This window comes from Paenibacillus sp. FSL R10-2199, from assembly GCF_038000235.1.
In the GTDB taxonomy this organism is placed as follows: domain Bacteria; phylum Bacillota; class Bacilli; order Paenibacillales; family Paenibacillaceae; genus Paenibacillus_AQ; species Paenibacillus_AQ phytohabitans.
In genome coordinates, this window is record NZ_JBBOBO010000001.1 from 3,475,673 (window position 1) to 3,499,343 (window position 23,671).

Below are 23,671 nucleotides of genomic sequence, written 5' to 3' on the forward strand. Positions count from 1 at the left end.
GTTTCCTCCTACCAAAGGCTGGTTTTATTAACTCTGCGGCTGATGTAATTGGCCGAGATCAATAGAATGAGATTCACAACCGAGTTAAACAAGCCGACTGCTGAACTATAGCTCCAGCCGAATTCCAGCAAGCCTTTTCTGTACACAAAGGAAGAAATGACGTCAGCTGTTTCATAGGTTACAGGATTGTAGAGCAGAATGATTTTCTCGAAGCCGACATTCAGCATATTGCCCATCCGCAGGATGAACATGATGGTGATCGTAGGCAGAATTCCCGGCAGGGTAATGTGCAGCATCTGCTTCAGACGGCTGGCACCGTCAATCCGGGCGGCTTCATACTGCTCCTGGTCAATACCGGCCAAGGCGGCAATGTAAATAATCGATTCCCAGCCGATCTTTTGCCAGATTTCGGACAGGATATAGACCGGGCGGAACAGGCCGGGCTTCTGCAGCATAGCGGTTCCGTCATACCCGAGCCAGGAGAATAGTGTATTAATAACCCCGTTGCTGTTGGTGAAATCGGTAATCATCCCGCAAATGACGACGAGTGAAATGAAGTAGGGCATATACGAGAAGGTCTGGACTATCCGTTTGAAGCTCTGATTTCTCACTTCATTGATCAGCAGAGCCAGAAGGATCGGGGCCGGAAACATGAACAGAATCGAATACACGCTGATAATCACGGTATTACTCAGAATCCGCCAGAAATAATAGCTGGAGAAGAAATCCCTGAAGTGCTGGAGTCCTACCCAGTCACTGCCTAGAATCCCTTTCATCGGCGAGAAATCCTTGAAGGCAATAATCGCGCCATACATCGGTGCATAATGGAATACGACATAGTAGAGGATGACCGGAATCATCATGATATACAGCAGTCTGTTCAGCTTGAAATCCCGGAGGAAACGGTGCTTAAAGCTGTTGTTAACAGAAGTTTGAACGCCGGTCATAGGAGCTAATTTGGACATGGTTTCTCTATTCCTCCTTACGGGAGCAGCTCTTCAGCCGATCAACGATCTGCTCCCGGCTTGACTGTAATTTAGCGCTTCAAGTACCGCTCCAGTGCGGCCTGTTTAATCTCAATGGCACGCGGGAGCTTGACGGAATTCAGCTTCTCCAGATACTTGTCATAAGCCTCAAGCGGCTCCGTTCCAAGGATAATCTTCAGTGTCATTTCATCGACCAGCGTGTTCACATCCGCCATGATGTTGGCATATTCAGCGCTTTCCTCCGGAGTTGGAGTTACCAGCGGAATCTGGTATTTGGCCATGTCCGTCTTCTGCCAGATAGGTATCGCGGCCTGCTGCTCCGGCAGATTCAGGTACTGTTCGGAGACCCGTTTATCGGAGACAAAGGGACCCATCGTATTGCCACGGATATATAGAGACATGGCTTGTGCAGGGGCCAGCTTGTCGGGATTGCTCATCAGCAGATCCGTGAATTTCGGATAACCGTCTTCCATCGTGTAGCTGACACCCTCTGTTCCGAAGTTAAACAGCTTATTGCCTTCTTCGCTGTAGCCATAATCAAGCAGCTTGACCGCCAGCTCCGCATTCTTGGACGTCGCCGAGATCGCTACCATCCCGCCGGTGGAGAAGGCATAATCCCGTTGGCCGAACTTTGGTGAAGTGCCCTTCTCCAGCACCGGATAAGGAGCCGCGACAATGGAAGCCTGCGGATCGGCTCCCTTAAGGATCGGCTGCCATTTCCCGATACCGCCGCCAGCATTGGCCCAGGTTGCCCCGGTCTGGCCCGAAGTAATATTGGCATCCATCACCTTGGAATCGACGGTGGCCACATCTTTATCCAGCAGTCCGTCCGCATACCATCCCCGGAATAAGCTCAGGAAGTCTTTATAACCAGGTTCTGCCGGACCGAATTTAACCTTCCCGTCCTCCAGATAGAAGTCGCGGGTAACGCCAAACGCCCCGATGAAAGCGCCATTGCCCAGTTCATTGAATACACGCGGTTTGGCGACGAAGGAGATCGGTGCAGCAGCCCCTTTTTTCTCTTTAAACGCTTTCAAAGCAGTGGTCCATTCATCGATGGTTTCAGGTACGGGCAGACCCAGCTCATCCAGCCAATCCTTGCGGATCACCGGCCCCTGGAAGGTAAGCAGCGATTCATCCCCGCGGATGAAAGGAAACGAGTAATAGCTTCCTTTGTCTGTCTTGACCATTTTCTCAACCTCGGGATGCTCCTGGAGATATTTCTTGTAGTTCGGGGCGTATTTGTCGATCAGGTCATTCAGCTCCAAGATGTATCCGTCCTTGATTGCTTTTTCCGGACCGCCCGGGAAGTTGAAGAAGTTGTACTCCAGCATATCAGGCAATTCACCGGAGGCGAGCATCACGTTGAAGGATTCGTCGATCTGGTTAGCCGGAGGGGCGGTGAAATCTACTGTAACCCCAGTACGTTTCTGCCATTCCTGGTAAAAGGGAACCTCCGCATGCGCTGATTTTACTCCCGTCAGATTATTAGGTAATGCTCCCCAATAAGTGAGTGCAGTGTCCGTTTGCATCGGGTATACCGCTGCTGATTCTGATGCTGTGTCTGAGCCGGATGGGGAATTGTTCCCTGCCTTGTTCTCCGAGCATCCTGCCAGCGTGCTGCCTGCCAGCAGAGATGCCATGAGCGAAAACATTATTTTTCTGCTTGTTCTCCTCATTCCTGTTAACCTCCTCAAATGATTCCATTAGTAGTTGTAAGAACCTGCTGTGCTGCCGGGTTCATGCCCTAACTATACGGTCCGCCCCGGTTTGGTGTATATGTGCAGTACATCCAATGTAATTGAAAAAGCCGCTGCGGGTATCGGCAAAATGCACAAAACGATAGGCGATTGCTCTGCGGGAGCGGCTTAAGCCCTTGCTGCGCAACAAAAAAGCCCGGCCGCCACGGTGGGGTGACGGGCAGGGCATTGTTAATCTTCGATGGTTTCTTTGTATTTGCCGGGTGTAATTCCTTCGATCTTCTTGAAGGTGCGGATAAAGGTCCCAACATCATTGAAGCCTGACTTCTCGGCCGCTTCGTTGACCGTCAGCCGCTGCTGCTGAATCAATTGCTTGGACCAGTCAATCCGCCGCTTGTTGATCGTATCCAGAAGCCCTTCCCCCGATTGCTCCTTGAACAGCTTCGACAGATAAGTAGGCTTCATATCAAAATGCTGCCCCAGCAGGGAGACGTTCAAGCCCGGATCCGTGAAATGTTCGTCTATAAATGCAGATACCCCGCTGATTAAATCATTCAAGGCGCGGTGACGGTTCTCCTGAACATTCTGCAGCCGTCTGGCCCCGGCATATTCACAGGCTTCCTTAAGCATGGACTTCAGCTGCTCCTGCATTTCAGCTAACGTCTCTGCAGAAGAGAGCCTGTCAATGCGCTTCGGATTCTGCAGCAGGATATTATCCTGCGCGGGTCCGAGTTCACCGATGCTCTTGATCAAAGTTCCCACCAGGTCGAGCATAAGGCAGCGGGCTAAAGGTACCTTCACCGGGTGCTTCGACAGGTTCATCTGCAGGATATCGTCCAAGGAGGTTACGGCAGACTGGAAATCGCCCACTTTGACATAATTGATTAACTGCTGCTCCAGCTGAAGGGGATAGAAGTAACCGGAATCCGTATCGGGACGGATGTTGTTCCGCTCAATCTCTTCATAGGACAGAATCTCCTGTTTGCCCATCACCAGCTTATATTCCATGGCATCCAATGCCTCCTGATAAGCCTGATGAATCTGATCAATACCGTGATGAACCCGGCTGACCGACACTGTAAGGTAGATATTATACGTCTGTGCAAGAAACTCTTGAGCGGAACGGGCCACCTGCAGCAGATCGCTATTGTGCTCATCCGATGAGACAGGAGACAGGCTGACCAGACAAGGCATGGCTTCATCCGTTTCGGCCATATAGCCCCTGTGCTTAACGTTGACCAGCTCTTCAATTACATTATTCACAATGAAATGCAGCAGCTGCAGCTTCTGGGCGGCGGTTTTGCCCTGGACACGCTCCAGGAAGACATCGAGATCCTCCAGGTAGAATAGAAGAATCGCACAATCCCCGGAGAGGAGCTGAATATCGAAGGCGCTTAAGGCTTCGGCCAAAGGAAGCTCATCGTCCAGCCTGCCCTTGAGCAGCCGCAGGATGTAATTGGAACGCAGCGAATAATTCTGCCGCTTCCTCTCCAGCAGCATATGGTCCAGTTCACTCAGCGTACTGTCCACAGCCTGCTGGATAAACAGGAATTCATTGGAGCCTTTCTCCCGGATGGCTGTCTTGCTGCTGAAGGCACGTACAATCCGCTGGATCGGATTATAGTTTTTCCTCAGGAAAATATAAGTCAAGAACCCGCCTCCCAGCAGGCTGGCCATGATACTCAGCAGCGTCAGCCTGCGGACCAGCTCCGCCTTTTGCCAATAGACTTCACTAGGAATCATGGAAATATAGCGGAGATTGGATTCATTAGACTGGATCGAGAAGACTTCATACCGCTCCCCGCCGAATTCCCAGAGGAACATTCCGCTGTCACCGGTCAGCTTGCCGAAGGGCAATTGTGCCGGAAGATCTGTATTGGAGCTGGATACCAGCACCTGGTTGTCGGAGTCTGTGATGAGCACATGCCCTTTGCTGAACGCTTCAATATTCATGAGGGAGGATAATATTTGGTCGTTGTCGATCATGATCACATTGGCTCCGGACGGCTTGCCGTCCTCGTAGTCATAGGTGCTGACATATGCGAGCGCTTTCACGGAAGTGCCGTTCTCGGTTGTACGGTTCATCGGTACATAGCCCTTGAATTTGTTCTGGCGGAGGATATCTAACCATGCTTCATAGCTTAAGTTGCCGGAGGCGTTATGCTCGGCATAGGCGAATCTCGTATTCCGGTAAACGCCGGGGAGCAGAATCGTATCCCGTGAGGCCAGATAGATATAGAACAGGCCGGTTTCGGCATAAGCCGATTGATATAAGGACATATCCTTGGTCGCGTCGTACAGATCATACATATAATCTTCCGGGAAAATGGAGTACTTGTGCTGATCGACCAGTTCCCTGAACTTGGTATTCCAATTCAGCTCGAAGTTGAGCCGGTTGACCGCTTCCAGCTGTTTATCCATATTCTCCCGCAGCTGCTTAAGCAAGGAGTTGTTCGCCAGATGAATCTCATCAGCGAGCATCTTGCTGGACTGAAAGTAAACGATAGAACTCAGAATGACCGGAAGCAGCAGAACGGCCATATAAGATAAGGTCCAGGTCAGCAATACACTTTGGCTGCCCAGCCATTTGCTTCTTCTTTTCTTCATCCGCATTCTCCTGTCCGGGCTGCAATCGATAGCTTCGTATATTGTACATGCATCCCAGGGTTAGCACAATTGCCATTACAGGGAAATAACGGTAAGCTCCTGTTTGTTCGGCTTTTAAACACTCCGAATAGTGCCGCGGACGCTTCGCTTCCTGCTGGTGCAAGAGCTTGCGCGTTCCTGCTTCCCCGTGTAATCAGGTGATAAGTTATGTTTCCAATTGCCCGGTTCTGTGCTAGACTCAGTCTTTATTAAAGCCCTTACATCTGCGTCAGCAGGCAAAAACATCCGCTGTGCTGCGAGACAGGGGAGAGGAAGAGTCCATGAAACGTTATTTTCTCGATAAGCCCATACAGACCAAATTGCTGATTACCTTCCTGCCGGTCATGATTCTGTCGGTTATTGCAACAGGCTCGTTCTCCTACTGGTCCGCCAGTGATCAGCTCCGCAAGAACTCGCTGTATTCGCTGGCCGATACAACCTATCAGACCGCCTTGTTCCTGGACGATAAATTTCTGACGATCTTCGAACAGCTGGTTAATCTGGAGGATACCACCTCGCTGCGCAATCTGTTGTCCGTGAACGATCAGGGTGACACTCCCCAGAAATTCAATGACATTATTGAACTTCATAACCGTCTTGAAAGCGTATACCACTCCTATAATGCCATGGTCGATTCCATCTATGTTGCCTTCAACAACGGCCGTTCTTTCAACCTCCAGCAGGAATACGTGCCCCGGAGCGTCTCGATCGATCTTCCGGCGTGGCAGGAACGGTACAACCATTCAGATAAAGGCTACTACTGGCTGAACAGCCACAAGGATGCCATCTTCGATACGGTGGAGGACAGGCGGGTGCTCAGCAGCTTCAAAATGATCGGCACGCCGACTTCCTCCTCCAGCGGAATTGTGCTGATCAATCTGCGTGAAAGCTACTTCCTGGAGATTATGCAGAATGTACAGATCAGCCCGAACGGCGCGCTGGCACTGATCAGCCCGGACGGGGAGCTGTTCTCCAAATCCCTGAAGAAGGATTATGGGGTGAAGCCGGATACTATTGCAGAATTGCGGCAGCTGGCAGGCGGTAACGGCAGCCTTGCTGTGGACAGTACAGCAGGCCAGAAGCTGGATATTGCCTATCAGACACTGCCGCTGAACGGCTGGGTGCTGGCCGCTATTGTGCCGGAGAAGGATATCCTCGCAGGCGCGTCGCGCATCCAATGGATCGTTCTGGCGGTCACGCTGGTTATCCTCGTGCTGGCCCTGGCAGCCGCGACGCTGGCAGCGCGCAATCTGAGCAATCCGATCCGTTACCTGTCCAAGCAGGTGAAGCGGTTCGAGCGCGGGGATTTCAGTGTCAGCTTCCAGATTGACCAGCGCAATGAAATCGGCGTCCTGGCCACCGGACTGACCCGGCTCTCCGATTCGGTGGAGCAGCTGCTGAATGAGGTGCGCGAGGAGCAGGAGCAGAAGCGTAAGGCCGAAATGCGGGCGCTGCAGGCGCAGATTCAGCCGCATTTCCTGTACAATACGCTCGGTTCAATCAAGCATCTGATTGATCTGGAGGAGCGGGAGCGGGCCTCTGTGATGGTGGGAGCGCTGACCCGGTATTTCCGCATCGGCATCAGCAAAGGCGCCGAGCTGATTACTGTCGCGGAAGAGATTGAGCATGTGCGCAGCTACCTGCTGATTCTGAACATCCGGTATAACCAGGATTTCGATTATACCATCCAAGTGGATGAAGAGCTGCTGCCGCTGCGCATCCCGAAGCTGACGCTGCAGCCTATCGTGGAGAATGCCGTCTATCACGGCATCAAGAACAAGCGCGGCAAAGGAATGGTGACGATAACGGGTTATGCAGATGAAGCTGCCGCAGTGCTGGAGATATATGATAACGGACAAGGCATCAGCCCTGAGCGGCTTGCGCAGCTGCGCAGTTCACTGCAGGCGGACAGCACAGGCGACAATGCGCTGAGCTTCGGACTGTGGAACGCCCACCGCCGGCTGGTGCTGCAATACGGGCCGGTCTACGGCCTTGTCCTGGACAGCGAAGAGATGAAGTTTACCCGGGTCACGGTACAGCTGCCCCGGGTGCAGAAGAAAGGAGATTCCCATGATTAAACTGCTTATTGTGGATGATGATATGTGGATCCGGGAAGGCCTGCGGCGCAATATCCGCTGGGAGCAGGCCGGCATTGAGGTAGCCGGCACAGCCGCTGACGGGGAAGAAGCGCTGAAGCGGATGGAGGAGCTGCGGCCGGATCTGGTGCTGACCGATATCCAGATGCCTTTTCTGGACGGGCTGCAGCTGGCTGAACGAATTAACGCAGACTATCCGGGAACCAAGGTCGTCTTCCTGACCGGCTACGATGACTTCTCGTATGCCAAGCAGGCGCTGCGGCTGCAGGCGGCCGATTACATTCTGAAATATGAGGATAATGAAGTGATTCTAAATGCGGTTGCTTCTGCCGCCAGCACGCTGCTGGCCGAGAAGAGGGGGGCCGAGACAGCCCGGAAGAGCCAGGCGCTGATCCAGAACAAGTTCTTCGCAGAGCTGTTCGAGGGCTGCGCCAACCCGGAGTGGGCGCGGCAGGAACTGGACAATCTCGGCATAGCTGCGCCGGAGGCCTGCTTCCGGGTAGCGGTGATTCAGCCGGAGGACAACCGCCGCTTCGCCCGCTCCGGAGAAGGGGATAATGCGGAGCTGCTGCTCTTCTCCATCCACAATATCTGCTCGGAGCTTGTGTCTGAGCCATTTCCTTACCGGTATTCGGCAGTCTATAACAACCGGGTCAACCTTCTCTTTAACCTGCCTGCTCCGGCAGGCCGTGAAGGCACTGCGGAACACCTGACTGAACATCTGGAGGAGATCCGCCGGACGCTGGAGAACTGTCTGAAGCTTCAGGTCAGTATTGGTCTGGGCAGCTGCAGGGAAGGGATTGAGCGCATCGCAATCTCCTACAGCGAGGCTCTGAACGCTGCCCAGCTGAAGCCGATCATCGGCGGGGCCGGTGTATTCGTCAGCGGTGAGATCCGCCATTCGCAGAATTCGCATCATACGCTGCTGAAGGAGATGGAGCAGTATATGCGGATGCATTTTCATGAGGAGGAGCTGAACCTGACCGCCATCGCGGACCATGTCCATATTTCATCCGCGTACGCCAGCACGCTCTTCAAGAAATACAAAGGCATGAACTTAAGCGAGTATCTCATTCAGCTGCGCATAGACAAGGCAGCGGAGCTGCTGTCTACCACAGATGCGAAATCCTATGAAGTGTCGGAGCAGGTGGGCTACCGCAATCCCCAGTACTTCAGCGTGCTGTTCAAGAAGCATTACGGCAAATCGCCTTCGGAGTACCGCAGGGACCAGCAGCATTAATAGAGCAAACAAATGAGTTAATGAAAACAAACAATCTTCGAAAGATAGTGTATTCAGCATGTTCACGCGCTGGTTTAAGATAAGCGTGGAGGTGCTGTTATGGAATTATCCCAATCAACCGGCGGCAAGACAATGTCCGTCAAATCTAAATCTTCCCGCAAAAAAATGGGCGACCGCTGGTTTCCCTACCTGCTGATCGCACCGACAGTCCTGCTGATCGCTGGACTTCTGGTCTTCCCGATCTTCAGGGTGTTCGACCTCAGTGTGCAGAGCTATGATTTCACCCGGCTGCAGAAAGCGGGTTACATCGGACTCGAGAACTTCAAGAATATATTCACGCAGGACGATATGTTCTACTCTTCACTGTGGATCACGGTGAAATGGGTGCTGATAGAAGTAGTGCTGCAGCTCGTATTCGGACTCGTGGTTGCGCTGCTGCTGAACCAGGCGTTCAGGCTGCGCGGTCTGGTCCGTTCCCTGGTGCTTGTTCCCTGGGCGGTGTCCGGTGTACTGACCACCATGCTATGGTCGCTGATGTTCAACCAGCATATAGGAATCATTAACGATATCCTGATGAAGCTGGGCGTGATCTCCGAGCCGGTCGCCTGGCTGGCCAATATTCATACCGTCTTTGGTTCTGTGATTGTCGCCGAGCTGTGGCGCGGCATTCCGTTCTTCGCCATCACGCTGCTGGCGGCGCTGCAGACCATTCCGCACGAGGTCTATGAATCCTGTGAGGTGGACGGTGCGGGGAGCGTGAAGAAGCTCTTTTTCATCACACTGCCTTTCCTGAAGGAAAGTATTGTGTTCGCAACGTTGCTGCGTGCCATCTGGGAGTTCAACTCCATTGATATGATCTTTACGATGACGAACGGCGGACCGATGGATATGACCACCACGCTGCCGATTTATATGATGAAGACTTCCATCCTCGAAGGAAACTATGGCTATGGTTCCGCCATTGGTGTGGTCACCTTCGCGTTCCTGATGATCTTCGTTGTCCTGTACCTCAGACTGAACCGGTCAGGAGGGATGCAGGATGAATAGCAAATGGCACCGCAAGCTGGGTTCGAAGCTGCTGTTCTACATACCGCTGGCTCTGACACTGGTGTTCGTGCTGGTTCCGTTCCTGTGGGCCATCTCCACCTCGCTGAAGCGGGAGGGGGATGTACTTAGCGGCACGGTCCGGTACATTCCAAGTCCGGCGACCTTCGAGAACTTCGTACATGTGTGGAATGACAACAATTTCTCGCAATATTTCATGAACAGTGTGTTCGTGTCTGTATTGTCTGTAGTGGCAATTACGGTGTTGTCCGTATTGAACGGCTACGCCATGAGCCGCTTCAAGTTCAAGGGCAAAGGGGCCTTCATGCTGGTTCTGCTGGCGACCCAGATGATGCCGGTCATTCTGTTTGTCATTCCGCTCTTCCTGATCTTCAAGAATCTCGGGATGATCAACACGCCGTACGCGCTCATCTTGTTCTATATCGTGCTTCAGGTTCCATTCAACACGATTCTGATGCGCGGCTTCATCTCCTCGACACCGAAGGAAATCGATGAAGCGGCGATGGTCGACGGAGCCGGACGATTCCGGATTATCTTCGCGATAATTATGCCGATCGTGCTGCCGGGAATAGTAGCAACAAGCGCATTCGCCTTCATCGGGGTATGGAATGAATTCCTGGTTGCCTTCTCGTTCATTACGACGCCGGACCGCTTCACCATCCCGATCGGCCTCAAATTCATGGTTGGCGAATTCAGCGTCCAGTACGCGTCGCTGGCGGCCGGCAGTATTATCGGGCTGATTCCGCCCGTGCTGCTCTTCATGTTCATCCAGCGTTATCTGGTCGAAGGACTGGGCGGCGCAGTCAAAGGCTAGTGTCCGGTATCGCAAGGACGGACACGGCCAGGCAGAATACGCCGGGTTCGTCCTTTGAGGTATATACAAGAAATTCAATTAGGGAGGATCACAGAATGATGGGGAAACACAAAGCGAAACGCACGGCGCTAGTATCGGCAGCATTGCTGCTGCTGCTGGCCGGCTGCGGCGGAAATAATGGCGGGAATAACGGGGGGGACAGCGCTGCAGCGGCGGATAACGGGGCAGGTAAAGCAGCAAGCGGAGAGAAAGCCAAAATCAGCTTCTGGGCTGCAGCTGTAACCACAGAACGCAATGCCTTCTTCGAAGAGATCGTGAAGCAGTTCGAGCAGGAGAATCCGGATATCGACGTGGATTATCTGGGCGTACCGGGAGACCTCGCGGCTTATGAGCAAAAGGTTAACGTGGCCATCTCTGCCGATCAGGCGCCGGATGTGATGAATGACTTCAAATCCGATCTGCTGGCCCGGGGGGTGCTGGAGCCGCTGGACACCTATTATGAGCAGTGGGCGGACAAGGACCTGCTCAACCCGGAACTGATTGCAAGTAACCGCAAGCTGGATACGGCAGAAGGTAAATTGTATGCGCTGCCATACAGCTCACAAACCTGGAATCTGTGGGTTCGTCCGGACTGGTTCAAGGAAGCCGGACTGACCTTGCCCGATACCTGGGACCAATTCTTCGATGCTGCCGCCAAGCTGACGGATAAATCGAAAGACCGTTACGGGCTCAGTATCCGCGGCGGCGCAGGCAGTGCCAATACGCTCGAAATGCTGATGTATGCTTACTCCGGCATTACCGATTATTTCACGGCAGACGGCAAAGCAACAATTAATGACCCGCTTAATGTTGAATTTGTAGAGAAATACCTGGGCTCTTACAATGTCTATACACCTGAGGATGACCTCAATAAAGGCTGGAGTGAACTGGCTGCAACCTTCCAGTCCGGCAAAGCCGGAATCGTTGTGCATAACTTAGGCTCGGCCAGCTCCCATGAGAAAGCCTTCGGCGGTGACTATACGAAGTTCGAAGCTGTACCTTTTCCAAAGAGCGTGAAGGGCTACCGCGAACACCCTGGCCTTATGCCGCTGGGGCTGACGATGAGCAAATCGGCGAAGAACAAGGATGCGGTCTGGAAATTCATGACCTTCTACCTGTCGCATGATATCAACAGCAAATACGGCAAGCTCTATGGCGAAATTCCTGCCAATACAGAAGCTGCCGGTGATGAATGGGTGCAGAGCGTGCCTTACATGAAATCGGCCTCCGATCTGCTGAACAGCCAGGAGACGAAGTTCTCCGATGTACCATACTATCTCGCGGGATATTCCAATGTGCAGAAATCGGTGGAACCGCTGATCCAGAAGGTAATGGCCAAGCAGCTGACCGCACAGGAAATGCTGGATCAATGGGCATCGCTGCTGGAACAGGAGAAGGCGGCACAATAAACTGCCCGGGCGGTAGGCGTCCGGCGCTGAAGGAGTTATTCAATGGAGACAATTAATACGCCCTGGGTATCCGACCTTGGCAACGGCCGGTACCGCAATCCGGTGTTGTATGCAGATTATTCCGACCCGGATGTGATCCGGGCCGGGGATGATTATTATATGACAGCGTCGAGCTTCAACCACATGCCGGGACTGCCGATTCTGCATTCCCGTGACCTGGTGAACTGGACGATCGTCAATCACGCGCTGGACAGGCTGGATCTGCCGGGATATGACCAGGTTCAGCACGGTAAAGGCGTATGGGCACCCAGCCTGCGCCATCATGACGGGAAGTTCTGGATCTTCTTCGGTACGCCGGATGAAGGAATCTTCATGACGCAGGCCGGGGACCCGCTCGGGAAGTGGACTGTACCCCATCTGGTCAAAGCAGCCAAAGGCTGGATTGACCCTTGCCCCTTCTGGGACGAGGACGGACAGGCTTACCTGGTCCATGCCTTCGCGAAGAGCCGCAGCGGCATCAAGCATATTCTGCATGTGTGCGGGATGAGCCCGGACGGCAGGGAGCTGCTGGATGAAGGCCGGCTGATTATTGACGGAACGGTCGATCATCCGACACTGGAAGGTCCCAAAATGTACAAGAGGGACGGATGGTATTACATTCTTGCCCCTGCAGGCGGTGTGTCCACCGGCTGGCAGGCTGCCTTCCGCTCCAGGTCCATCTATGGCCCTTACGAAGACCAGATTGTGCTGGAGCAGGGCGATACGCTGGTGAATGGCCCTCATCAGGGCGGCTGGGTAGAGACGCCGGAAGGAGAAAGCTGGTTCCTGCATTTCCAGGACAAGGGGGCTTACGGACGGATTGTCCATCTACAGCCTGTAGAATGGATTGACGGCTGGCCGGTAATAGGGCAGCAGTCTGCGGGAAGTTTGACCGGAGTGCCGGTATCCGAATGGTGCAAGCCGGGGTCTTCCGGCACCGGGACAGCGCTGCCGGCGGCTCCCCGGACCTCCGATGATTTCGCGGACGGGCGTCCGGGGCTGCAGTGGCAGTGGCAGGCCAATCCGCAGGACGGCTGGCTTGCCTCCGGCCACCCGGGTCCGGGGCTCCGGCTCCGCTGCGCGCCGCTCGGAGCGCAGCGGTTATACGATGCGCCGCAACTCCTGATGCAGAAGTTCGCTGCGCCTGCATTCACGGCGCAGGTACAGATCAAACCGCATTTCGGAGCATTATCTGAACGCGCAGGCCTGGTAGTGCTTGGGCATAAAGCGGTACATTTAAGCCTGTTCTCCGGTGAAGATGGCGGCCTATGCCTGGGCCGGTTCGAGAGCCTGCCGGCAAGCCCGGAGGAAGAAGCGGAGCAGGAGTGTGCGTTTACGGATGATTTTGTGAAGCTGGACTCGGACGCTGTATACCTTCAGCTTACGGTCTTGGAAGATGCTGAATGCCGCCTGGCGTACAGTCTTGACGGAGAAGCTTACACGGATTTGGGAGCTCTTTTCCGGTTGAAGGAAGGCGAAGGAGCCTGGGTAGGTGCCAAGTTCGGCTTGTTCGCGCTAGCTTGCGGTCCGGTTAACGCAACGGCGGAGAACGGCTACGCTGAGTTCGGGCGGTTCGAGGTGCGTTAAGACTTCTCTTCGAGTACACTCAGAATTGCCCTGATGACCAGCTCCGGCTGATCGTGAATCACCATATGTCCGCTCTTCTCAGCTACGATAAGCTCACTATTGGAAGAAAGGTTCAGCATGTTGCGCTGTCCTGCCTGCCAGATGGCTTCCAGCCGTCGGCCCGATTCTTCGGACATCCCAAAAGCAGCGTAATCCTGCGGCATTCCCCGGGCGATGATCTTCACCGGAAGTGTGCCTAAGGTCTGTCCGCGGATAGCATCCTCGGTAGAGCTTGCCAGCGCTGCTTCCTGCTCCTTGGCGGCAAAGTAGCTTGGTGTAGAGATGACGTTAATGAATTGCCCGCGGTCTTGTTTCGCAACCAGACCCTCCAGCAGCTGGTTCTGGAACAGTCGAAGCGCACCCGAGCGCTTGAGCAAGGTAAGCATGGAAGCACTCGGGTTGCCGGCATAATTCTCGGCCTCCAGAATCGGCTTCGTCTCACGGTCGTCATTCTCGGGTCTGGCATCAATAAGCACCAGCCCGGTTACTTCCTCCGGGTAGGTCTGAGTGAAGAGACGGGCATACATGCCGCCCAGGGAATGTCCGACCAGCAGGTAAGGGCCGGGGATGCCTGCATTCTGAAGTGCGTTATGTAGTTCACGCACAATATTGGCACCTGAGCGATCCGTATCGGCCTGCTCACTCCAGGCATATCCTGCCCGGTCGTAACTGACAACGGTAGCTGTTTCGGCTAACTGTTCAGGAATATTTCTCCACGATAAGCTGGTTTCCCCGCTTCCGGCTTCCAGAATAATCGTGGGAGCTCCGGCTCCTTGTTGCAGGAGATGCAGGTTGTACCCCCCGGCATCCGTCAGTCTACCCGGTGCAGGATAATCTTTTTTGGCGGATGCGGAGGCAATGGCTTCATACAGGAACCCCAACCCTGTAATAAGAACAGCTGCGGATATAAGAATTAGCAATAGCTTCATCAGCTTGCTCAGCAGTTTGCGGGAAGCGGAATTCTTGATACTGGCAGAATTGATCATGGCGTTTGGTTAATCTCCTTTTTAATACAATTGTATTATTTAAAACAGTATAGCAGCATGCCTGCTATTCAAGCAAGCTACGGGGTCATGGGAATTGCACCATGCGGAGCGGCATCTGCCGGTTGGGCACAGGATCACGGCCTCCGGTCTGCTAAGCGGCCGTTTGAACCTCCTTCCAGAAGGGTAAAAAGAGAGAAACACCCCTCGAGGAGAAAGGCGGTAAGCTTATGCTGTGGGGATTAATCGGACTCGTTGTCGTAGTATGGCTGTTCGGCTTTATCTTTGATGTTATGGGCAATCTGATTCACCTTCTGCTATTTGTCGCTGCGGTACTGTTTGTGATTAACCTGTTGCGGGGACGATCCCGGAGTTAACAGGACATAAACAAGAGCTGGTTCAAATACTTAATTAAGCAGTTCACACACAAGCACGCGGTACCCTAATAGGGACGCGTGCTTTCGTGCGTAATCCTTGAATTCTCCCGCAGAGGAGACCTTAAGGAATAGTCCTGCTTCCGGCAAGTCTGGACACGTCCCCTCCGGATGCCTATAATGTAATCACTATGCAACCCTGGAGGAGAATCAATGAATAAGCCGATCATCGCCGTCGATATGGATGATACCATCTGCCATCTCGTCAAACGTGCGATATACCACAACAACATTGAGTTTCCTACGCATCCGCTCCGCTACGAGGATATGATGGACTGGAACACAGACCACCTTCGCCATCCGGACAGCACGATGGACCTTTTCTTCGGCAGACCCGGTCTGTACGAGGAGCTGGAGCTGTTCGATGAATATGTGACCGAAGAGATGGAGAAGCTTCACAACGCGTATGATGTCATTATTGTTACAGCCGCTGTTCCCAAAACAGTGCTTGAGAAATGGAACTGGCTGCAAAAGCACATGCCGTATATCCCGGCTGAGAACTTCTTCACCTGCAAGCGCAAGCATCTGATCGGCTTCGATCTGCTGATTGATGACGGTCCGCATAATTTGCTGCCCGCTGTACAGGCAGGGAAGAAGGTGCTCTGTATCCCGCATCCCTGGAACCTGCGGGCCCGGGAGGAATATGCCTTCCCGCTGATGACCTCCTGGCAGGGGGCGAAGGAGCGGGTGGATGAAATTCTGCAGGCACGGCAGTAGCCGTAGTCCGGAGACTGCATCTCCTATAAAGGGCTGTCCCAGAAAGCCATGAAATGGCTGCCTGGGATAGCCTCTTTTTATTGTTAAGGAAATTGTAGAGTTTCCGGAAATGTGGAGAGGAATTTGCTTATGAACGGAGGCGCCCTTGCCGGGCAACAGTTGGATAAACAGCACTTAATATGCCGGGAATCACTCCCAGTAGGGAGGAAGCGTGAAATTAAATGACGTTTATACAACTAATTACCTTAAAACATCCAAAACCTCTGAATTAAGATACGTTTTTCCAACTAATATTTGCGGAGCCGGAGTCAGCGCCAGAGCCAGAGCTAGAGCCAAAGCTAGAGCTAGAGCCGGAGTCAGCGCCGGGGTCACTGGAGGTGTCTTGGCCAAGCACCCGCAGGAAGCCTGCGGGAAGTGCTGACCGCAAACGTTACTCACCCGTTAGGGTGATTTTTCTCTAATAGGATTATTTTGAGCGCATGGTATACGCCGCACGCAATTCCGTATTCCACACTCCTAAGGTGAGTACAAAGTCCCGGATGCTGAAAAAATGTAATCCAGTCATACTAACAAAAATCTAATATTTATATAAATGTTGCAAAATGAGTGTCTTAAACTACAGCTCTTGTGTATAGAAAGGATTTGCTTTCCCGTCAATGACAGCGCCCATAAGGAATGGGCTGAATTTCATGTATCGGGATAAGCGGCGAAAAAGGGGAGAAGTTGTCCTTCATTTTCCGTTAATCGAAATAATAAGGAGGAGATGTATTATTTTTTTGCTTTTTTATAAGAAGAAATTGGGTTTGTGTATATAATTTTCTATTAAGCGAATGTTCATCTTGATAACAAAATAAATAGGCGGAAAGAACCAAAAGTTATAATTATGTTATTGAAACCATTGACAGTTATGCTAACGAAACAATATTCTGTAGTCGTTAGAGGGCTACTGAATCCATTGCGAGAAAGGAGGAAGGGGCTGGGTCAAAATCCATTCAAACGAAAGTGGAATTAATGCAGGGATTATCCATTACGGGAGGGATGTTGCTTGAAGAAAATGTTGTCATTAATTATGGTGTTCGGATTGCTTATTGGGGTGGTACCGCCCTTGGAGGCAAGTGCAACGGCCAACCTTGCAGGGAACACAACCGCAGCTGCAAGCTCAAGCGAGGATTCAACAAAAACACCGGATATGGCCGTTGACGGAAATTCTTCCACCCGGTGGTCCTCTGCTTATGCAGATCCGCAGTGGATCAGCGTTGATCTTGGAAGCGCAAACAATGTGAATGGGGTTAGGCTAAACTGGGAAGCTGCCTACGCAAAGGCGTATCAAATTCAGGTCTCAACAGATAACAGCAGCTGGAGTACGGTATACTCGACAACAACAGGTGACGGCGGGATTGATCAAATTTCATTTGAACCCAGAAGTGCCAGATATGTGAGAATGTATGGAACGCAGCGGGCAACCCAGTACGGGTATTCCCTCTGGGATTTCGAGGTGTATTCGGATAGCGGCCCCGTGGATAACGGCATTACTTCCGGAGCGGTGTATAAGCTTACCGCCCGTCATAGCGGCAAAGCCCTTGATGTGGCTGGAGGTGCAGCCGCAGACGGAGCCAATGTGCAGCAGTGGACAGATAATGGCACCCCCCAGCAAAGGTGGAAAGTGATGGATGCGGGGGATGGGGCCTATAAATTGATCGCCGAATCCAGCGGCAAGGCGCTGGATGCCGCAGGCCCTGCAAATACAGACGGAGCCAATGTCCGCCAGTGGACGGACAACAATGCAGCCAGTCAGAAGTGGAGCATTATTGCTGCAGGCAACGGATATTACAAGTTAATATCTAAAAGCAGCGGTAAAGCCCTGGATGTAGAAGGAGGCTCATCTGCAGATGGAGCTAATGTACAGCAATGGACAGATAACGGGAACGCACAACAGAGATGGAAATTTACACAGATCGTAACTACCCCGGACTCCACTCCGCCAACTGCACCAACAAATCTCAAGAGCTCCTCAAAAACGGAAACCAGCGTAAGCCTTACCTGGACAGCATCTACAGACAACGCGGGAGTAGCAGGGTACGACATTTATAATGGAACGGCTCTGGCTGGAACGAGTACAACCACAAGCTATACGGTAACCGGCTTGACTGCCAATACAGCATACAGTTTCACAGTCAAGGCGAAGGACGCAGCAAGGAATGTATCTCCGGCAAGCGCAGTTTTGAGCGTAACCACCGCTTCGACTTCCGCTAACAAGGGATTTTATATACAAGGAACGGCCTTGTATGAGTCTAACGGAACTCCGTTTGTGATGAGAGGAATTAACCATGCTTACACCTGGTACAAAGGCCAGGACGCCGTTGCCATCCCTGCAATAGCGCGGACAGGAGCAAATACGGTAAGAATTGTTCTCTCCGATGGGCAGCAGTGGTCGAAAGACAATCTGGCAGCTATCCAGAGTCTGATTACCTTGTGTGAACAGAATAAACTGGTAGCCGTCCTTGAAGTCCATGATGGAACCGGCTCGGACAGCGAGACTGTTCTGAATAATATTGCGAATTATTGGATTGAAATGAAGAGTGCGCTTATCGGTAAAGAAAAGACGGTTATCCTCAACATCGCCAATGAGTGGTACGGCACGTGGGATGGGGCTAACTGGGCTAAAGGATATACAGCTGTAATACCGAAGCTTAGAAATGCCGGTATCCAGAATACCCTTATGGTTGACGGAGCAGGCTGGGGGCAATATCCGCAATCCATAGTTGATTATGGAACACAGGTATTTAATGCGGATCCCCTGAAAAATACGATGTTCTCGATTCATATGTATGAATACGCAGGCGGGAACGCGGCAACGGTTAAGACTAATATTGATAATGTGCTGAACAAGAATTTGGCGCTGGTTATCGGTGAGTTCGGAATCAGACATACGAATGGTGATGTCGATGAAGCGGCTATTATGAGCTATTCCCGGCAAAAAGGCGTCGGGTATCTCGGATGGTCCTGGAAAGGAAATGGCCCCGGTCTGGAGTATCTGGATATGTCCAATGACTGGGCAGGAACCAGCTACACCGAACAAGGAAATGCGCTCATCAACGGGCCGGACGGAATCAGAGCAACCTCGAAGCGGGCTGCGGTTTTTGATGCAGCAGCAGACAATTAAGTAACGGCCATTCATGTATCTTTCACCACTCCAAGACTGTGTATCCGTTAGCGGGTTGCAGTCTTTATTTTTTACAGCTTTTTTTTATGGAATACAAATACAGTTATATAAATGTAAACACAGCCCCTGTTCATTAAAGAATCTGCTGATAAAATAATAATAAATCGCTTTCATGACAATTATTTAGTTTGTTTTAATGATTATTTACAGGGAATAGAACCGCAATCCTAATCACGTGAGCTTTAACTTTGCTGCCCTTTCACTTCCCGGTAAGAAGTGAAAGGGTATTTATTAATGTTTCCGCGGCATTACTAGTTAATAGAAGCAGCAGGCAGTTTTCCTTGTGTATGCTAAAGCTAACAAGTATAATGATTTTGTTAGTTAAATGTTATGATTTATTGTAAAAAGTTAGGTAAAGCTGATGAGGGGAAGACCGAATGATGGATCAACACAAACACAGCAGGTGGTCTTTTATCAGGGACATGGGCATGGAGCGTAAGCTGCTGCTCGTCTTTCTGGTTATTATCACACTGCCTCTTTCTATTATCAGCATCATCAGCTTTAAGAGCTATTCCGAGTCAATTCAAGCGAATACCGTCGCTTATTCAGAGAAGCTGATTGATCAAATGATGGACGGGATCGATGACTACATAGAAGATATGAAAAGGATCTCCTCAATGCCGGCTTATGTAAACGATATCAAGCAGAATCTGATCGCGTCCAACCGGTATTATGAACAGAAGAAAATGACCCAGGGGGACCATGGAAACGCCGGGGTAGCGCCGGGTGATTTCGATCTGCTGCTGTCTATCCAGAGGGGAATAGAGGGCAACATCTCCTTCATTAACAATATCAAGCGGGGGACGAACTCCGTCTATATTTTTGACGCCTACGGTAACGGTTATTACTCTGCCAAGGATGGCGGCGTGCGGCTTGATCTGGATCAGAGCTACGCCTTCTGGACCGAGCAGGCCAAGGATTCCAGCGGTGAAGCGCTGCTATTCGGCACACAGGCCTACACTACCAATCTGCAGAGCACCCGTTATGCTTATACCGTTGTCCGCAAAATTGTCGACAGTCTCTGGAATCCGGTCGGACTGATTGCGGTGGAGGCTAATATCAGCAATATGGAGACCCAGGTAGCGGAGCTTGACCGGGTAACCCGCGGTACATCGCTGATCGTGGACGAGAAGGGCAAGGTCATTTATGACAGTGACCAGAAGCTGCTGACGAAGGATATCTCGCAGACTCCGCTATTCCGCAGCGCTCAGGGCACGGCCGGAAGCTTCTATGATACAGTCTCTGGCAAGGAGCGGCTGAATATTTATTCCAGCTCCTCCAAGACGAGCTGGAAGGTGATTATCTCCATTCCGGTCGATGAATTAACCCGTGATGTGAAGCTGACCCGCAACGCAACCCTGGCGGCGACACTCATTATTATTGTGCTGGCCTTGTTCATTTCCATTGTGCTGTCCTTCGCGCTGACCAAACCGCTGACACAAATGATTCAGCTGATGAAAAGGGTGCAGGGCGGTGATCTGGATGTTAACTTCCGTGTGAAACGCCGGGATGAGATTGGCCTGCTCGGCCATCAGTTCAACCGGATGCTGGCCCGCATCAGGCAGCTGATTCAGGATATATACCGGATCGAGGAGCAGAAGAAGGAAGCGGAGCTGCATGCGCTGCAGAGCCAGATTAACCCGCATTTCATCTATAACACACTGGAGTCCATCCGGATGACGGCGGAGATTAACGATGACGTAGAAGCTGCCGATATGATCTCAATTCTGGGCAAGCTGCTGCGGTATAGCACCAGTGAATTGTCAGGCCGGACAACGATGAAGCAGGAGCTGTTATATGTCCGCAACTATGTTGAGCTTCTGGGCTGCCGTTATCCGGGACGGTTCGTGCTGCAGATCGATGTACCTGAGGAGCTGGATCATTATTCGATCATCAAGCTGGTGTTCCAGCCGATTATTGAGAATGCCGCGTACCATGGGCTTGATGACAGTAAAGAGCATATGCATCTCAGCATCAGCTGCGAGATCACCAGCCAGAAGCTGCTCTTCCATATCCGCGACGACGGCTGCGGGATGGAGCAGGCGACCCTGGACAAGCTGAACGATGATCTGAAACGGGAATCGCCTCCGAAGAAAAGCATCAATGGCGGGATCGGCATGAAAAATGTGCATCAGCGGTTACAGCTGAACTACGGGGCGGCTTATGGCATTGAGGTGTTCAGTAAGCTAGGCGAGGGAACGGATGTTATCCTCTCGCTGCCGCTTCCCCCGTACCGCTCGGCCAGTGAATCAGAGACAGAAGGGAGTCAACCGGATTGAAAAAGACGAACGCACACCGGCCTCTGCGTGCAATGTTATTAGTGCTGCTTCTGCTGTCTGCAGGCTGTGACAACTCCGGCAGCCAGCCGGCCGTTCCGGCAACGCCTGCAGCAGACCATGAACAGCAGAGCCTGTCCGGTACCATTCTCATGCTGACGAACCGGATTGATCTTATTGAGAACGGTACAATGCAGGGGTATGCCGACCAGTTTATGAAGAAGTATCCGGAAGCAAGCGTAGAATTCGAAGGCTTATCCAACTATGCGACCGATATTATGGTGCGTCTCTCCACCAAGGATGCCGGTGATGTGCTGCTGCTGCCGGTCAATCTGCCGGCGAAGGAGCTGGATTATTTTTTTGAGCCGCTTAGTGCGGAGATGTCTGCGGGGGAGAGGTTCACTACCTTTGCTGCCTATGACGGCAGAAGATACGGCTTGTCTACCGGGACAACGACAAGCGGGATTGTCTACAACAAAAAGGCGTTCAAGCAGGCGGGCATCACGGAAATTCCGCAGACGCTGGATGAATTCTACGCCATCTGCGCCAAGCTGAAGCAAGCGGACATTACGCCGATCTATATGAATTACGGTGCAGTCTGGCCTCTGCGGGAATGGGGCAATAATATGGTTAATTACATGACCGGGAATCCCGATTACCTGAACGATATGGTTCATGAGAATGCTCCCTGGCAGCTTGATAATGAATGGGGCCGATTACTCGGAATTACCCGTACCATCATCGCCCGCGGTTATGCAGAGGATGAGCTGTTCTCGAATAATTGGGAGATTTCCAAAACCAAGCTGGCTAAAGGGGAGGCCGGGATGTTCCTGAGCGGCAACTGGACGATCCGCCAGATCCTCGATGCCGGAGCGGCTCCGGAGGATATCGGTTTTTTCCCGTTTCCCTATGATAACGGGCTGAAGCATTATGCACCTCTGAATCCCGACTGGTTCATCGGCGTCAGCAAATTCAGCAGAAACAAGGAGCTGTCGATGGCCTGGGTGGACTTCCTGGTCCATGAAACCTCTTATACCGCAGAAGGATTTCTTCCGCTGGACGGTAACGCAGAGCCTTCCATGGAACAATACCGTGAATTTCTCTCCTATCAGCCTGAGCTGGTAGAGGCGACCGTACAGACGGACACCTTTATTGATATGGCCAACCGCTCGAAGCTGTCCTTTGCCTCCGGAGACTATATCCAGGAGCTGATTGCCGCGCCGGATTTACAGAAGGCCTTTGACGGACTGAATGAGAAGTGGGAGGAAGCACGCGCTTTAACGGACACAAAGTAAAGAGAAGACTATAAAAAAGCAATACAGCACATTTTATATTGCAAGGATGAAGCCTATAATTGAAATGGTAACGCAATCATTGTGCAAGCGATAATAAGGCTGGAGGCGGTTTGCCAAGTGATCAGAATCATGATTGCGGATGATGAGGAAGTAATTCGCCGCGGGCTTGAGAAGATTACTTCCAGAATGGATGTGGAAGTGGAGGTTATCGGCTCATATGGTAACGGTCTGGAGGCGTGGAATCACCTTTCAGCAATGTCAGCAGGGGATATTGATCTGCTGATTACGGATATCAAGATGCCTAGAATGGACGGCTTTAAGCTGATTGAAGAAGCCAGAGGCCATATGAAGAATCTGCCCATTGCGGTACTGAGCGGGTTCAACGATTTCGAATACGCCCGGCGGGCGATCCGTTTCGGTGTGATGGATTATCTGCTGAAGCCAATCGAGAAAGCCCAGTTATACGAACTGCTGAAGCGGGTAGAGGAGAACAGGCTGCTGAAGTCTTCCGGAACGGAACAGCCGGTATTGCAGGCTCCGGGAGGCAGGGAACATCACGTGGTCGAACAGACCAAAGTGATCCTGGAGAAGGAATACAGCCATAACTTCGAGCTGGAGCGCCTGGCGGAGACGGTCGGAATGAATGCCAGCTATATCAGCCGCCTGTTCAAATACAAGACCGGACAGACGATTACCGATTATCTGATTGGTATACGGATTGCGAAGGCCAAGGAGCTCCTGACCGCGCAGCCTGAACTCAAGAATTACGAAATTGCTGAACGGGTCGGCTATAATGATCCTGTATATTTCAACAAGCTGTTCAAAAAAATATGCGGCATGACTCCCAAGGATTATAAGAGCGGCTGCAGAATTCCCAAAGAATAAGCGGTACGGATAACTGCATGTTAACAGGATGAAATGAATGGCGGAGGGCGAAAGCCCTCTTTTTTGACGTTTTTTTGTATTGAATAACAAATTAATAAAAACAAAAATAACAAATTGAAGACCAGAAAAAACAATTCAAACCATCGTTTTAGGGTTGGATACGATCTATAATTAGTCTGTAAGCGATACCAACACTCT

16 protein-coding genes are annotated in these 23,671 nt (G+C 51.8%); 12 read left to right on the plus strand and 4 right to left on the minus strand.

Features of this window, described 5'->3' with window-relative positions; translation table 11 throughout:
• Positions 1–8 precede the first annotated feature (8 nt).
• From NYE33_RS15025 to NYE33_RS15035, 3 genes are all read right to left on the minus strand, one after another.
• A complete protein-coding gene (locus NYE33_RS15025) occupies positions 9–965 on the minus strand; it encodes an ABC transporter permease (protein ID WP_081970090.1) in 957 nt (318 codons plus the stop codon).
• A 71-nt stretch (positions 966–1,036) separates the two neighbouring features.
• Complete coding sequence (locus tag NYE33_RS15030) at positions 1,037–2,629, minus strand: extracellular solute-binding protein (protein ID WP_256703886.1); 1,593 nt, start codon at positions 2,627–2,629, stop codon at positions 1,037–1,039.
• 288 nt (positions 2,630–2,917) lie between these two features.
• Positions 2,918–5,293: a helix-turn-helix domain-containing protein gene (locus NYE33_RS15035; protein ID WP_341066402.1), complete on the minus strand. Its 2,376-nt coding sequence runs from the start codon at positions 5,291–5,293 to the stop codon at positions 2,918–2,920.
• 320 nt (positions 5,294–5,613) lie between these two features.
• Between NYE33_RS15035 and NYE33_RS15040 the strand changes: the two genes are divergently transcribed.
• From NYE33_RS15040 to NYE33_RS15065, 6 genes are all read left to right on the plus strand, one after another.
• Positions 5,614–7,410 carry a sensor histidine kinase gene (locus NYE33_RS15040; protein WP_341066404.1) on the plus strand — a complete coding sequence of 599 codons (1,797 nt, stop codon included), beginning with the start codon at positions 5,614–5,616 and terminating at the stop codon, positions 7,408–7,410.
• Positions 7,403–8,668 carry a response regulator gene (locus tag NYE33_RS15045; protein ID WP_042138995.1) on the plus strand — a complete coding sequence of 422 codons (1,266 nt, stop codon included), beginning with the start codon at positions 7,403–7,405 and terminating at the stop codon, positions 8,666–8,668. Before NYE33_RS15040 ends, NYE33_RS15045 begins: the two co-directional genes overlap by 8 nt.
• A 99-nt stretch (positions 8,669–8,767) precedes the next feature.
• Positions 8,768–9,715, plus strand: coding sequence for a carbohydrate ABC transporter permease (locus NYE33_RS15050; RefSeq protein WP_042138994.1), 948 nt, complete (start codon positions 8,768–8,770; stop codon positions 9,713–9,715).
• Positions 9,708–10,547: a carbohydrate ABC transporter permease gene (locus tag NYE33_RS15055; RefSeq protein ID WP_042138993.1), complete on the plus strand. Its 840-nt coding sequence runs from the start codon at positions 9,708–9,710 to the stop codon at positions 10,545–10,547. Before NYE33_RS15050 ends, NYE33_RS15055 begins: the two co-directional genes overlap by 8 nt.
• A gap of 95 nt (positions 10,548–10,642) precedes the next feature.
• Entirely contained in the window at positions 10,643–11,995 is a 1,353-nt protein-coding gene (locus NYE33_RS15060; protein ID WP_083705550.1) for an ABC transporter substrate-binding protein, read from the plus strand.
• 42 nt (positions 11,996–12,037) lie between these two features.
• Complete coding sequence (locus NYE33_RS15065; protein ID WP_341066405.1) at positions 12,038–13,621, plus strand: glycoside hydrolase family 43 protein; 1,584 nt, start codon at positions 12,038–12,040, stop codon at positions 13,619–13,621.
• Here NYE33_RS15065 and NYE33_RS15070 read toward each other — a convergent pair.
• Positions 13,618–14,646 carry an alpha/beta fold hydrolase gene (locus NYE33_RS15070; RefSeq protein WP_341066407.1) on the minus strand — a complete coding sequence of 343 codons (1,029 nt, stop codon included), beginning with the start codon at positions 14,644–14,646 and terminating at the stop codon, positions 13,618–13,620. The genes NYE33_RS15065 and NYE33_RS15070 overlap by 4 nt on opposite strands.
• Positions 14,647–14,873: 227 nt before the next feature.
• On the opposite strand from NYE33_RS15070, the gene NYE33_RS15075 reads away from it, so the two are divergent.
• From NYE33_RS15075 to NYE33_RS15100, 6 genes are all read left to right on the plus strand, one after another.
• Positions 14,874–15,020, plus strand: a complete 147-nt coding sequence (locus NYE33_RS15075; RefSeq protein WP_340943693.1) for a lmo0937 family membrane protein — start codon at positions 14,874–14,876, stop codon at positions 15,018–15,020.
• Between the two features lie 210 nt (positions 15,021–15,230).
• On the plus strand, positions 15,231–15,794 hold the full coding sequence (locus NYE33_RS15080; protein ID WP_042138991.1) for a 5' nucleotidase, NT5C type: 564 nt from the start codon (positions 15,231–15,233) through the stop codon (positions 15,792–15,794).
• Between the two features lie 1,054 nt (positions 15,795–16,848).
• Positions 16,849–18,957, plus strand: coding sequence for a cellulase family glycosylhydrolase (locus tag NYE33_RS15085; protein WP_445669813.1), 2,109 nt, complete (start codon positions 16,849–16,851; stop codon positions 18,955–18,957).
• Between the two features lie 437 nt (positions 18,958–19,394).
• Complete coding sequence (locus tag NYE33_RS15090) at positions 19,395–21,296, plus strand: cache domain-containing sensor histidine kinase (protein ID WP_341066411.1); 1,902 nt, start codon at positions 19,395–19,397, stop codon at positions 21,294–21,296.
• A complete protein-coding gene (locus NYE33_RS15095) occupies positions 21,293–22,588 on the plus strand; it encodes an ABC transporter substrate-binding protein (RefSeq protein WP_341066413.1) in 1,296 nt (431 codons plus the stop codon). Before NYE33_RS15090 ends, NYE33_RS15095 begins: the two co-directional genes overlap by 4 nt.
• Positions 22,589–22,705: 117 nt before the next feature.
• Entirely contained in the window at positions 22,706–23,473 is a 768-nt protein-coding gene (locus tag NYE33_RS15100) for a response regulator transcription factor (protein ID WP_341066414.1), read from the plus strand.
• The last annotated feature ends 198 nt before the right edge of the window (positions 23,474–23,671 follow it).

Coding starts and splice junctions, on each gene's coding strand:
- NYE33_RS15025 (WP_081970090.1), bottom strand. CDS start 965: ATGTCCAAATTAGCTCCTATGACCGGCGTTCAAACTTCTGTTAACAAC.
- NYE33_RS15030 (WP_256703886.1), bottom strand. CDS start 2,629: ATGGCATCTCTGCTGGCAGGCAGCACGCTGGCAGGATGCTCGGAGAAC.
- NYE33_RS15035 (WP_341066402.1), bottom strand. CDS start 5,293: ATGAAGAAAAGAAGAAGCAAATGGCTGGGCAGCCAAAGTGTATTGCTG.
- NYE33_RS15040 (WP_341066404.1), top strand. CDS start 5,614: ATGAAACGTTATTTTCTCGATAAGCCCATACAGACCAAATTGCTGATT.
- NYE33_RS15045 (WP_042138995.1), top strand. CDS start 7,403: ATGATTAAACTGCTTATTGTGGATGATGATATGTGGATCCGGGAAGGC.
- NYE33_RS15050 (WP_042138994.1), top strand. CDS start 8,768: ATGGAATTATCCCAATCAACCGGCGGCAAGACAATGTCCGTCAAATCT.
- NYE33_RS15055 (WP_042138993.1), top strand. CDS start 9,708: ATGAATAGCAAATGGCACCGCAAGCTGGGTTCGAAGCTGCTGTTCTAC.
- NYE33_RS15060 (WP_083705550.1), top strand. CDS start 10,643: ATGATGGGGAAACACAAAGCGAAACGCACGGCGCTAGTATCGGCAGCA.
- NYE33_RS15065 (WP_341066405.1), top strand. CDS start 12,038: ATGGAGACAATTAATACGCCCTGGGTATCCGACCTTGGCAACGGCCGG.
- NYE33_RS15070 (WP_341066407.1), bottom strand. CDS start 14,646: ATGATCAATTCTGCCAGTATCAAGAATTCCGCTTCCCGCAAACTGCTG.
- NYE33_RS15075 (WP_340943693.1), top strand. CDS start 14,874: ATGCTGTGGGGATTAATCGGACTCGTTGTCGTAGTATGGCTGTTCGGC.
- NYE33_RS15080 (WP_042138991.1), top strand. CDS start 15,231: ATGAATAAGCCGATCATCGCCGTCGATATGGATGATACCATCTGCCAT.
- NYE33_RS15085 (WP_445669813.1), top strand. CDS start 16,849: ATGTTGTCATTAATTATGGTGTTCGGATTGCTTATTGGGGTGGTACCG.
- NYE33_RS15090 (WP_341066411.1), top strand. CDS start 19,395: ATGATGGATCAACACAAACACAGCAGGTGGTCTTTTATCAGGGACATG.